Origin of the sequence: Clostridium magnum DSM 2767, assembly GCF_001623875.1 — a bacterium.
Classification (GTDB): Bacteria; Bacillota; Clostridia; order Clostridiales; family Clostridiaceae; genus Clostridium_AM; species Clostridium_AM magnum.
This window is the reverse complement of sequence record NZ_LWAE01000009.1, coordinates 140,620-153,845: the sequence shown is the minus strand read 5'-3', so window position 1 is coordinate 153,845 and position 13,226 is coordinate 140,620. Positions and strand designations below refer to the sequence as shown.

10 protein-coding genes and 1 pseudogene are annotated in these 13,226 nt (G+C 32.6%); 7 read left to right on the top strand and 4 right to left on the bottom strand.

Annotated elements, in window-relative coordinates; translation table 11 throughout:
• Positions 1–39: 39 nt before the first annotated feature.
• Entirely contained in the window at positions 40–1,353 is a 1,314-nt protein-coding gene (locus CLMAG_RS25460; RefSeq protein ID WP_066629397.1) for a M48 family metallopeptidase, read from the top strand.
• Between the two features lie 71 nt (positions 1,354–1,424).
• Positions 1,425–2,120: a metallophosphoesterase family protein gene (locus tag CLMAG_RS25455; protein WP_066629394.1), complete on the top strand. Its 696-nt coding sequence runs from the start codon at positions 1,425–1,427 to the stop codon at positions 2,118–2,120.
• A gap of 93 nt (positions 2,121–2,213) precedes the next feature.
• On the opposite strand, the gene CLMAG_RS25450 is transcribed toward CLMAG_RS25455, so the two are convergent.
• The 3 genes from CLMAG_RS25450 to CLMAG_RS25440 all read right to left on the bottom strand — a co-directional run bounded on the left by CLMAG_RS25450 (position 2,214) and on the right by CLMAG_RS25440 (position 6,011).
• Positions 2,214–3,335: a DegT/DnrJ/EryC1/StrS family aminotransferase gene (locus CLMAG_RS25450; RefSeq protein ID WP_066629391.1), complete on the bottom strand. Its 1,122-nt coding sequence runs from the start codon at positions 3,333–3,335 to the stop codon at positions 2,214–2,216.
• Positions 3,336–3,366: 31 nt separating this feature from the next.
• On the bottom strand, positions 3,367–4,545 hold the full coding sequence (locus CLMAG_RS25445) for a DegT/DnrJ/EryC1/StrS family aminotransferase (protein WP_066629389.1): 1,179 nt from the start codon (positions 4,543–4,545) through the stop codon (positions 3,367–3,369).
• A 266-nt stretch (positions 4,546–4,811) separates the two neighbouring features.
• Positions 4,812–6,011, bottom strand: coding sequence for a MerR family transcriptional regulator (locus CLMAG_RS25440; RefSeq protein WP_066629387.1), 1,200 nt, complete (start codon positions 6,009–6,011; stop codon positions 4,812–4,814).
• 167 nt (positions 6,012–6,178) lie between these two features.
• Between CLMAG_RS25440 and CLMAG_RS32685 the strand changes: the two genes are divergently transcribed.
• The gene (locus CLMAG_RS32685; RefSeq protein WP_161487032.1) at positions 6,179–6,340 is read left to right on the top strand and encodes a hypothetical protein; all 162 of its coding nucleotides are present in this window, start codon (positions 6,179–6,181) and stop codon (positions 6,338–6,340) included.
• Positions 6,341–6,433: 93 nt separating this feature from the next.
• Entirely contained in the window at positions 6,434–7,018 is a 585-nt protein-coding gene (locus tag CLMAG_RS25435) for a UbiX family flavin prenyltransferase (protein ID WP_242873136.1), read from the top strand.
• 130 nt (positions 7,019–7,148) lie between these two features.
• On the opposite strand, the gene CLMAG_RS25430 is transcribed toward CLMAG_RS25435, so the two are convergent.
• On the bottom strand, positions 7,149–8,015 hold the full coding sequence (locus CLMAG_RS25430) for a 50S ribosomal protein L11 methyltransferase (RefSeq protein ID WP_066629378.1): 867 nt from the start codon (positions 8,013–8,015) through the stop codon (positions 7,149–7,151).
• A 231-nt stretch (positions 8,016–8,246) separates the two neighbouring features.
• On the opposite strand from CLMAG_RS25430, the gene CLMAG_RS25425 reads away from it, so the two are divergent.
• From CLMAG_RS25425 to CLMAG_RS25415, 3 genes and pseudogenes are all read left to right on the top strand, one after another.
• A complete protein-coding gene (locus tag CLMAG_RS25425) occupies positions 8,247–11,360 on the top strand; it encodes an efflux RND transporter permease subunit (protein WP_066629374.1) in 3,114 nt (1,037 codons plus the stop codon).
• 1 nt (position 11,361) lies between these two features.
• On the top strand, positions 11,362–12,579 hold the full coding sequence (locus CLMAG_RS25420; RefSeq protein ID WP_066629372.1) for an efflux RND transporter periplasmic adaptor subunit: 1,218 nt from the start codon (positions 11,362–11,364) through the stop codon (positions 12,577–12,579).
• Positions 12,580–12,858: 279 nt separating this feature from the next.
• A pseudogene (locus CLMAG_RS25415) lies at positions 12,859–13,194 on the top strand (toprim domain-containing protein); the annotation flags it as partial.
• Positions 13,195–13,226: the final 32 nt, after the last annotated feature.

The following is a 13,226-nucleotide window of genomic DNA, read 5'->3' as shown; positions in this document are numbered from 1 at the left end:
TTATAATATAGTTAATTAGCAAGGTTTGGGGGGATAATAATGAAAAAAGAACTTTCAGCATCAATAATTATATTTATAATAATAATGATAGGGTTTATATTTAGTGTAAGAGTCTCAGAACAACAAAATAATAAGTATTTGAGAGAGAAATATGTTCAATCTACTGAAATTAAGGAAAATACAGCCACAACTATAGCTGCACCTTCGGAAAAAGCCATTGATTACCAACAAAAAAAGGTGATTATATGGGTTACCAGTATCATTTTAGGAATGGTAGTTCCAGCATTTTTTTTGTTTTCAGGACTTTCCGTTGGAATAAGGAATTGGGCACAAAGTAGAAGTAAGATTGCCTTTATAGCGTTTATATTATATTTTATTGTTTACTATTCTATAATTACTCTGATAAGTTTACCGCTTGATTACTATAGTAGCTTTGTACTTAAACATGCTTATGGACTTTCAAATCAAAGTTTTGGAAAGTGGATTGGAGATTTCCTTAAGAGTTTTGCAATAGCAATTGCTGTAGGGTCAGCTCTAATTTATATACCTTATGCATTAATAAAAAGATCTCCTGGGTATTGGTGGCTATATTTTGGTTTGTTATTAATTCCGGTTTTATTCTTTATAACCTTTATATCGCCAGTATATATTGATCCCATTTTTAATAAATACGAAAAAGTTCAAGATACAAAACTTGAAGCAAGAATATATGATTTAATAGATAAAACGGATATTAAAAATGTTAAGGTCTATCAAGTGAATAAGAGTGTAGATACAAAGGAAATGAATGCATACATGACAGGTGTTCTGAACACTAAAAGAATAGTTCTTTGGGATACTACAATTAAAAATCTTACGGATAGAGAAACTCTTGCTGTAGTAGCACATGAAATGGGGCATTATCTAATGGGGCATGTGTGGAAGGCTATTGTGCTGGGGGGGATACTGAATGTATTTATATTTTACTTAATAAATAAGATAGCACTTTGGGTAATTAATAAATCTGGAGGGACTTTTGGCATTACAAAGCTTCATGATATAGCATCACTGCCTCTATTAATGCTGCTATTAAGTATAGTTATGTTTATAGTAACTCCAACTATAAATGCTTATTCTAGATATACAGAAACAGAAGCGGATAGATTTGAGCTTGAACTTACAAAGGATAACGAAGCATCTATGTCATCAATGATAAAGCTTCATCAAACCAGCTTAGCACTGCCAACACCAGGTATTGTATATAAGCTTTGGAATTATGATCATCCTACCTTTGAAGAAAGGGTGGACTTTGCAAAAAACTATAAACCTTGGGAAGAAGGAAAAGCTTTAAAATATGAAAAATATATTAAGTAATTTATAATGGGGTTTTGTCCATATTATGGTATAATTGTCATGTGAAAAATCTACAGAATGGAGGAAAAAACATGAAAATAGCTGTAATATCAGATATTCATGGAAATTTAGAAGCACTAAAGAAGGCAATTGAGGATATTGAGAAAAAAGAAGCAGATACCATAGTTTGCCTAGGAGATCTTGTAGGATATGGACCATATCCAAATGAAGTTATAAAGTTTATAAGAGATAGAAAAATATTAAATATACTTGGAAACTATGATGCCGCAGTTTTAGAAGAGAAGTTTAATTATATAAGAGATAACGATGTTAACAAATTCTCTATGCCCTGGGCTGCAAAGGAACTAAAAGAAGAAAACCGTTCATACTTAAGATCTCTTCCAAGACAAATAGTTTTGCAGTTTGAAAACAGAAAACTATACTTTGTTCACGGAAGCACCAGATCTATAAATGAATACCTAAAAGAAGGTTCAAAAGAGATAGAAGATGTAATGGCAGAATTTGATGGAGATATATTAGTTTGCGCACATACCCATATACCTTATAAAAAATTCTTTGGTAATAAGCTTTTATTAAATGACGGAAGTGTAGGAAAACCTAAGATTGGAAGACCAAACGGTACTTACCTAATTATTGATATTCAGAAAGATAGTACCGAAACTGAAATAATTGAATTTACCTATGACTACGAAAAAACAGCAAAGGCTATGGAGGAAAAAGGGATACACAAAAGTTGTATTGCCAACATAAGAACTGGAGTGGAGTAACTATAAAGTTAAATTTTTTATAGATACTTACAACAGAAAGCGGGCTTATCCCGTAGGATAAGTCCGCTTTCTGTCGTGTTTATCTATATAAATTTACTTTCTGTAGAATTTCTTTATTGTTTCACAAACAAAATCTACTTCTTCTTCTGTTATTTCAGGATAAATTGGAAGGGCAAGTATTTCGCTTGAAATCTTCTCTGAAACAGGGAAGTCACCTTTCTTATGTCCTAGATAACTGAAGCATTTTTGTAAATGTAATGGTATTGGGTAGTATATGCTGTAGCCTATTTCATTTTCTTTTAAGAAGTCAGCTAGTTCATCTCTTTTTTCTGCTAGTATATTAAATACATAGTATACTGGCTTTTGATCGCCCTTAATCTTAGGGAATCTTACATATTCACAATCAGATAATTTATCCATATACCAATTAGCAATAGTTTCTCTCTTTTTAATAGCTTCATCTATGTATTTTAGTTTAACAGAAAGTACAGCAGCTTGAATTGAATCAAGTCTCGAATTATATCCTATGTAATCATAGTGATATTTTTTAGAGGCTCCGTGAACTCTAAACATTTTAGTCTTTTGAGCTAAATCATCATTATTAGTAACTATCATACCGCCGTCACCATAGGCACCTAAGGTTTTTGTAGGGAAGAAGGAAAATATACCAAAGTCACCAATAGTACCAGAATGTTTATAGGAATCTCCATTACCTTTCCATCTCATACCAAAGGCCTCAGCAGCATCTTCTAAAACTCTTAAGTCATTCTTAGATGCTATTTCCATTATCTTATCCATGTTGTTCATTTGAGAGAAAAGATGTATTGGTATTATTCCAGCTGTATTTGAAGTTATCTTTTCTTCTAGTTTACTTGTATTTATTTCAAAAGTTTCTTCATCAATATCTACAAAAACAGGTTTTGCATTATGCTTTGCAATACAGGATGTTGAAGCTAGGAATGTAAAAGGTGAAGTAATAACTTCTTTACCATCTGTAAAACCTAGTATGTGAGAAGCAATTACTAAAGCGTCTGTACCAGAAGCTACTCCGATAGCGTGTTTAGCTCCAGTATAGTTTTTAATTTCTTCTTCAAACTTTGTAACATTTGGGCCTAGTATAAAGCTTCCTTTTTCTATAACGTCGAATATTGCCTTATCAAATTCAGCTTTCTTCTCATTATACTCTCTTTGGGAAGTATAAAAATTAACTTTCATAAATTTTACCTCTCTTATTCAACAAATTTAATTAACCTCTAACTTGTTCTACTGCCTTAATAAGCTCTTTAACCACATATTCTGCATCTTCTAATGTAAGAAGAGAGTAAAGTGGCACAGAAATTTCATTTGCATATTGTGCATAGGCATTTGGATAATCTTCAATTTTATATCCAAGATTCTTGTAAAGAGTAAACATTGGCAAAGGAATAAAGTGAACATTAGTAGCTATATCTTTATCTGCTAATATCTTTATAACCTCAGCCCTTTGTTCTTCATTGAAGTCTTTAACACGTAGTAGATATAAGTGATATGAAGTTACAGTATCACCTTCTTTTTCAAATGGAAGTATAGCCCAATCTTTTTCTCCTAAATATTTAGAGTAAATGTCAAATATTGCTTTACGCTTTACTAGCATTTCTTCATATCTTGCTAATTGTACAAGACCAATAGCAGAAGCCATATCTGTAAGGTTGCATTTGTATCCATCTGTTACTATATCGTACTGCCAAGCTCCCGCTTTCATTTTTGAAAGAGCATCCTTTGATTGACCATGTAGAGATGCTAGTTTAAATTCTTTATATAAATCTTCTCTGCCTTTAAAGTTATTATTTCCAAAGCTTAAAGCACCACCTTCTGCAGTTGTAAAGTTTTTAACTGCATGGAAGGAGAATATGTGAAAATCAGCCTGGCCGCCAACTCTTTTACCTTTATATTTTGCACCAAAAGAATGAGATGAGTCAGATACAAAAATTATATCTTCACGGTTTTTAGCTTTTAAAATAGCACGGACTGCATCATAATCTACAGGTACGCCAGCAATATCTACAGTATAAATTGCCTTTGTTTTAGGTGTTATAGCTTCTGCTAATTTGTCTATGTCTATTAGAAAAGTATCTTTCTTTACATCTACGAATGTTGGTTTGATACCTCTATGTAAGCATATGCTAGCAGTAGCTGTATAAGTATAAGGAGTAGTTATAACTTCATCTCCTTCTTTTATATCAAAAACTTTTAATACAAGCTCTAATCCTGCAGTGGCACTGTTTAGAGCTACTGCTTTACTAGTTTCTAAGTATTCAGCAAGTTTAATTTCAAACTCGGCAGTTTTAGGACCAGAAGTGATCCAACCTGATTTTAAAACCTCAACAACTGCATCGATTTCAGCTTGAGTAATATCTGGTGGTGAAAATGGAATTTTTTTATTCATAAAAAATCAATCCTTTCATTCTTCAATTTATCCGATGACTACCCGCTCTAATACTCCCATCTTCTTCAAAGTGAGAGTAAAGAGCGGCTACGTCCCTGGATTCGTTCAACTAAGAATCAGGTGGAGGTTAAATGCCTAAATGGCATTTAACGGGCAAAGCCCCGGGTCGTAGACGAAACCCCATCTGATTCAAGTTTACACTTCATAAAATATATGTAAAGTGATTTTTTCAGTATAAGGCTATGTAAGGTTTTATACTGAAAAAATCACTTTCTTGCTTCAAAAAAACCTGTGTCCTTAGTTATATATATTCCTCCAGATTTGTTTATCTCTTCTTCTAAAAAGCCTACAAGCTTCTGCAGATTGGCTTCGGTTAAAAAGTCTTTTGTGTTTCCTGGCATGGAAAATATATAATCTACGAGAGGCATTGCATTTGTGACATTCAAATTATCATTATATCTTTTTAGTTTTACCTCTTTGAACCATTTTGAAACCTGCTTAAGGCCATTTTCAAGCTGAAAGCTTTCAGTAGCATTCCAGCTTTCGGAAGTTATACTCTCAGAGTTAAATTTAGCGATTATATCTCTCATTTCCTTCATATGATTCCTTCCTACAGTAGAGGCATAAAAATATCCATTTGGTTTTAGAATTCTTCTTATTTCAGAAAAAGTTTTTTCTTTATCTGATACATGATAGATCATATTGTTGGCAATTACTAAATCAAAGGTACAATCTTCAAAGGGTATGCTCTGAGCATCTACCAGTTTAAATTTAAACCTTTCAGACTTGTTTCCCAAATTCTTTTTGGCATCTTTAAGCATTCCTTGGGAGGAGTCTGTTAATGTAATTCTCCAATCTTCTCGAATCCTATTAAAGTTTTTATACCATAGGCTGCCATCGCCACAGCCTAGTTCCAGTATAGAAGCTTTATCAGGAAGATTAAGCTGATCAAAAAACCAGTTCATCCATCCTTGTTTATTGGTACTGAAAAGTTCATGAATTCTTATTCTCGCCTTTAAATTTGAGGCGTTTTCATATTGCTCTATCCATTTCTTATCTATATTGATTACGTTGATTATATTTATGAACTTATCCCAATTTAAAGTATGATTGTTATCAAGCATATGAACAGCTTCGTCAATGGCCTTTATAACCATTTGAATATGATGAATTTTTTCTTTCATTATTTCTTTTTGTATTTCAAGAGGCTTTTTTAAATCATTATCGCTTAAATCATATTTCATTATATTTGCTATATCCTCTAAGGAAAGTCCTATGAATTTTAAGGTTAAAATCTTTTGAAGTATTCCGAAGTCCTCTTTACTATACAGTCTGTGTCCAGATTCATTATAAGAACTTGGCTTCAATAAATCTATTTTGTCGTAATATCTTAATGTTCTTAAAGTAACACCAGCTTTGTCAGCAAATTCACCAATGGTGAACAATGAATTTTCCTTTTCAGACATAATATCACCTCTGCACAAATTATTTTAACACATGACGTAAGGTAAGGTGCAATAGTTTTTTTGTTCAAGGATGTTAATTTTACATTAATTTTAATCACAATTATAACTTTCTCCAAGTACAATGAAACTATAGAAATATATTACTTAGGAGGATAAGGAGGGATTTTATGAGTTGTTATAGAAAGGGCTGTAGATGTTGTAAATACAGATATTTTGGTTGTTGTGACTTGTGTAATATACTTGGTTTAGGACCAGATTCAGAATTGCTTTTAATAATAGTTATAGGGAAGTTTTGGTGTAAATATAGGGGATTTAAAAATATGTTTTAACTGACTAATGTATAAGCTTCACTTCATGCATTAGACTAAAATTATAATCATAGATTTATTATATAGATAAATACTCTAATATTGAGGTGATGAATTATTAAAAAATATATAGTTGGAATTACTGGGGCAAGTGGAAGTATATATGGAATAAGACTGTTACAAGAATTATTGAAAAAGAATATGGAGGTACACCTGATTATAAGTGACAATGGAAAGAAAATTATACAAGATGAAATTGGTAAAACTGCTGATAACATTATTGATGAATTAAAAGATAACTACAGTAATCTTACAACACATGATATTAATAATATGGCATCATCTATAGCTAGTGGGTTCTTCAAAATCAATGGTATGATTATAATGCCCTGTTCAATGGCAACACTTGCTGAAATTGCCATGGGCATATCTAAAAATCTCTTAGGAAGAAGTGCAGAGGTTTGTCTTAAAGAAAGAAGAAAGCTAATTATAGTTCCAAGGGAAACTCCATTAAACAATATACATTTAAGAAATATGCTTTATTTGAGCGAAGCAGGAGCTGAAATTCTTCCGGCTATGCCGGGATTTTATCATAAGCCTGAAACCATTAATGATATGGTAGATTTTATTGTAGGGAAAGTATTAGAGAATCTAAATATAAGAAATAATTTACTAAAAAACTTCAGCGAAGATCAGTAAGTGGATTTGCTACTAATGAAGTGGGACTTGAATCAGATGAGGGATAAATGCAATTTAGGCATTTATCCCTCATCTGATTCTTAGGTGAACGAAGAATTGTTTTGTTCTTACCTAATATTAAGTTAATAATCTACAATTTTGATAAAAGAGCAGAACACCATTCATTAGTTTGCTTTTTTTCTTTCAGTTTATATCCGTATTTTGTGATTTTATCTAATACATTTTCAAAGCTCCATTCAACAAGACCTGATACTAGTAGCATTCCATCTTCTTTAATATGTGAGTTTATAAAATCCATGAAACTTAGTGTTTCTTCACCACCGATATTTATAAAAATATAGTCATACAGTTCATCAAATTGAACTTCCCCTGTAAGAGCGTCACCAACGGCAACTCGGATATTAGTCAGTTCGTTTAATGAAGCATTAAATTCTACTTCCTCGTGTACGTCCCTCAAATCTAGAGCAGTAACTTTTTCTGAACTTTTAATTGCGGCAGCTATGGACAGTATTCCTGAACCAGTGCCTATATCTAAGACATTTTTATTCTTAAAATCTTCATTTAATATTAATCTTAGACAGTCTTGTGTAGTTTCATGAAGACCTGTGCCGAAAGCCCCTTGAGATACAAAGTTAATTTTATTTTTTCCTTCTTCATTATAGCTAGGATCAGCTATTAACCATCCGTTATTTAAATCTATTGGATCAAAGGAAGTCTCAAATTTAATATTATCAAGCTTTTTCACTTCAATAGGATCTACCATAAGATACTCTTTTATTATATCTACATGTCTATTTAATTCTTCCTCTTCATCACTTTCTACTATTATCTTTAGGTCTACTATTTCATCCTTCTTCTCATAATAGCCGTAGCCATATTCTGTTGTTGTAATTGCAATGGGAGTTTCATAAAAGACATTATATACATCTGCTAATTGAAGTTTTTCAATTGCGCTATCTACATCTTCAATTTTATATTTAAGTATAATTTCGTACATTTGTTGATTAGCCTCCTGGTTACTAATTTGCTAGCAACAGTTTATCATAGAATGTTTTTAAAGTCTATTATTCACTAAAATGAATACTTTTTCATGGATTAAAAAGTTATACTGTGAAAAATTATGAATAAATAGTAAAATTATTAAACTTATTTAAAATATTTGTTGATATATTTATAAGTATAATTTACGATATAATTTATGAGAACTAAATATCAAGGAGGTTAAAAAATGAGCGTAACCGAAATATCAGTAAAAAGGCCTGCTGCTATCACCATGGTAATAGTATTGCTGGTTGGTCTGGGGATATTGGGCTATACAAAGCTAGGGGCAGATTTATTGCCATCCATGACTATACCTGTTATTACTGTATCAACTTCATACAGTGGTGCTAGTGCAGATGACGTAAAAAAAGATATTGTAAAACCTATGGAGGATGCCGTTTCTGGAATAGCTGGAGTTGACACTATTAACTCTACATCTAGAGAAGGCAGTGGAACTGTTATAATTCAGTTTAAACAAGATGCCGATATGAACACAGCATTTCTAGATGTTCAAAAGTCGGTGTCTAAGGCTCAAGGGAAGCTGCCCAGCGACGCGGGGACTCCAGTTATCAGTAAAATAGATACTAATGCTATGTCTGTAATGACACTTGCCCTTTCAGGAACTGCTTCTTTTGATGAAATATATAACCAAGCAGATAAAATAAAAACAGAACTAGAAAAAGTGCCTGGTGTAGGACAAGTATCCCTTGGGGGTGCAGATAAAAAGGAATTAATGATAAAACTTGATAAAACTGCAATTGAGTATTATGGAATAACTATTAACTCAATATTAAGTAGACTGAAAAGTGATAACGTTAGTATGCCTGCCGGACAAATTAAGCAGGATAAGATAAGTCAGTCAATCAGAGTTGTTGGAGAGTTTCAGAATATTGATGAAGTAAAGAATGTACTTATATCAACTAATAATGGAGGTAAAGTACGTTTAGGAGAAATAGCTGATATTAAATTAGAATATCCAGAGGCTACTTCATTAACCAAGTTGAATAGTAAAAAAACTATATCTCTTGATATTCAAAAGCAGAGTGATGCAAATGTAGTTGAAGTTGTAAACAATATAAAAGATAAAATGACTGAATTAGAAAAAACTATGCCGAAAAACATGAACATAATAACTGCAAGTGATACTACTGTATTTATAAAAAACTCATTAAGTGAAATAAATCACAGCGTTATAGAAGGTATTATAACAACCGCAATAGTTTTATTATTCTTCCTTAAGAGTTGGAGATCTTCTTTAGTAGTTTTAGTTGCTATACCTACATCACTTATTTCTACATTCTTCATGATGTATGAATTAAAGTTTACATTAAATATGATGAGTTTGATGGCATTGTCCTTATGTATAGGTATTCTGGTAGATGATTCTATAGTTGTACTAGAAAATATACAAAGGCATTTGGCGCAAGGGAAAAATCCTATAAGAGCTGCTATTGAAGGAAGAAAAGAAATCGGAATGGCAGCAGTGGCAATTACTCTTTGCGATGTAGTTGTATTTTTACCAATTGCCTTTATGTCTGGTGTAATAGGGCAGTATTTTAAACAGTTTGGGTTAACTATAGTTTTTGCAACTTTGTTCTCGTTGTTTGTATCCTTTACTATTACACCTATGCTTGCTTCTCGCCTTCTTAAACATAATAAAGATAAGAAAGAGACGAATTCAAAGCGTAAGAATAATTTTATTGGAAAAATATCTGGGAAAGTTAACAAATTTATGGAATCTGCCAATGAGTCCTATAAAAAATCCCTTGTTTGGTCTTTAAATAATAGACTTAAAGTAGTAAGTGGTTTAATCGCATGTATTATTGCAAGTGTGGCACTGGTTCCATTAGGATTTATAGGTACAGAATTTATGTCAAACTCTGACCAAAGTGCTTTTTCAATTTCAATGTCACTTACTCCAGGAACAAACTTAAAACAAACAGATGAGAAAGCCGCACAAGTTGATAATTATTTAAAAACTATTAAAGAAGTTAAGTACTATTATACACAAGTAAGTGAAGCCTCAGTAAGAATTAATGTTACATTAGTACCTAAAGAAGAGCGTCAAAAAAGCCAAACTCAACTTGCATCGCAAGTACGTAGCTGGGGAAAGAAGCAGCTTACTGGTGTAAGGTTTACTGTGTCTGAGTCTCAAATGGGAGGCGGCGGAGGCGGTGGAGGCGGCTCAAGCTCTGCCATAAATATTAAGATAACCGGTGATAACGCAGATACATTAAAAGATTTATCTAAAAAGGTTGAAGAGGAAATTAAATCTGTTAAAGGTACTGTAGATATAACTAATTCATTAGATGCAAATGACAGCGAGCTTAGAGTTAAAATTGATAGGCTTGCAGCAGCTCAATATGGAGTATCTGCTTCAGATGTGGCATCAGCTCTTAGAACTGGTATACAGGGATCAGCAGCTGGTACATATAGAGGAGATGATGATGAGTATGATATGACCTTAAAATTCATGGATGGACAAATAAAAAGTGCATCTGATATAGGAGGTATAAAAATACAAAATTCTTCTTCACAACAAATTTCATTAGATCAAGTTGCATCTATAGTAGATGCGGATAGTCCTAAATCTATCAGAAGAGAAAACAGACAGGATATAGTTACAGTATCTGCAAGTCTTGATGGTAGAGATTTAGGAAGTGTTAACAACGATATTAGAGCTAAAATTGCCGCAATGTCTATTCCGGTAGGATATTCAGTATCCTATGGGGGAAGCCAAAAACAAATGGCTGATACCTTTGGGACTTTAGCAAAAGCTATAATTGCATCTATAGTTCTTGTATATATGATACTGGTAGTATTATATGAATCCTTCTTAACTCCTCTTGTAAGAATGCTAGCATTACCTTGTGCTGTAATAGGAGCTTTAGGCATTTTAGCCATAACAGGAAACAGTTTAAATATGATGTCTTTGATAGGGTTTATAATGCTAGATGGATTAGCCTCTAAGAATGGTACACTGTTAATTGACTATACCAATACTCTTATGAAACAGGGAATGAACTTAAAAGAAGCTTTAATTGAAGCTGGTACAACTAGATTAAGACCAATTATTATGACTTCTTTAACAATGGTTGTTGGGATGCTGCCATCTGCATTAGCTTTAGGTGAAGGAAGTGAAACTAGAGCAGGTATGGCATGGGTTATAATAGGCGGAATGATAACATCTACAATACTATCACCTATTATTCTTCCTGTAGTCTACACAATGATGGATGATTTTAAGCATAAAATTTTTAAAAATCGTAATAAGAAATCATATGTTACGGAGGTAAATTAATATGAAGTTCAATAAATTCAATAAGAAGTGGATTATCTTAATTGTAATTGTAGCACTTGTAGGTGTAGGCATAGCTAAACATGGAAAAAAGAAAGTTCCTCAAGTAAATAAGGAAGTTCCAAATGTTAAGGTGCAAAAGATAGCTACACAAAATATATCTTCAGAAGTTCAATATGCTAGTAAATTGGAAGGAGTTCAATCAGTAACTGTAAGTCCTAAAAGTTCGGGGAAGGTTGCAACAGTAAATGTTAATGTTGGTGATAAAGTAACTGCTGGTCAGGTACTATTTACACTTGATACATCTGAACTTTCAGCAACTCTGCAGAGTCAACAGGCTGCTCTTAATGTATCAAGGGCTAATGTAAATGACTCAATACTAAAATACCAGCAGAGTGTGGAAAAGGCACAAATTACTTATAATGATGCAAGTAGCAATTATGAGAAACAACAAAAGTTATATGATGCAGGAGCTATATCTAAGCAGGAATTAGATAAAGCAAAACTGACTCTTGATACTGCTTCTTTAGAACTGAAAAATGCTCAAGATAACTTGAATCTTTTACAGCAAAATTCAGGATCAACACAAGCGGTGGCAGCGGTAGCACAGTCACAAGCTAACCTTAATTCTACACAAGTGCAAATAAGTAATGCAACTATTGCATCACCTATATCTGGAGTGGTTTCAGCTAAAAATGTGGATGTAGGGTCCATTGCTTCAGGAACCTCAGGAACTGTCACTATAATAGATATATCATCCTTAAAAGCGCAAATAACTGTGCCTGACAAAGTTATTGGAAAACTTCAAATTGGACAGACTGTACCAGTTGTTGTTAGTGCAGCAGGAGATGAAACTATCAACGGTGTTATAGATACTATAAGTCCAGATGTAGATTCAAAAAATAATTCATATATAGTTAAAGTTAAAATAGATAATTCCAATGGAAACTTAAAGGCTGGTATGTTTGCAAAGGTATCAATACCAGATCAACAAAAGGACAATGCTACAATAGTTCCAAATGAAGCACTTAAAGTGGAAAATGGAGTTAAATATATATATACAGTAGAGTCAAGTAAGATTAAAAGGGTTGTTGTACAAACAGGTATAGCTAATGATAAGGTTACTGAAATAACAACAGATACTGTAAAAGCTGGAACTGAAATTGTTACGGAAGGACAAAGTCTTTTAACTGATGGGGAAAAGGTTAATATAGTCAAGTAACTTACAGACACCTACGACCGAAAGTTGACTTATCCTGCAGGATATAATACCAATCTTCAGTACGTTAAATATTTAAATCTACCTTCAAATTGGTATTACGCCCCTCCGAATAAGTCAACTTTCTGTTATAGTTGTATAAAACTTGTTAACTTGTAATAGAACACAGTATACTGTATAATAAAAATGTAATATTAAAGATGAACTAGGGATTAAAAGGATAGAGGTATTGGCTATCCTTATTTTTATGTTTACCTAGTATAGATATGGAAGGGATTAAATATGGGAAAAATATTAGTTTTAGCAGAAAAGCCATCTGTTGCTAGAGAAATTGCTAGGGTTTTAAGATGTGGCAAAAAAGGCAACGGATATATAGAAGGAGATAAGTATATTGTAACTTGGGCACTTGGACACTTAGTTACATTAGCAGATCCAGAGGTTTATGATGATAAATATAAAAGTTGGAAGTTAGAAGATTTGCCAATGCTGCCTAAACATCTAAAGCTTGTAGTTATAAAGCAAAGTGGCAAACAATTTAATGCAGTTAAGGAGCAACTAAATAGAAAAGATGTAACGGAAATCGTAATTGCTACAGATGCTGGTCGTGAAGATATGCTTACTTAGATAAATGAGTAATAATACTAGCATAT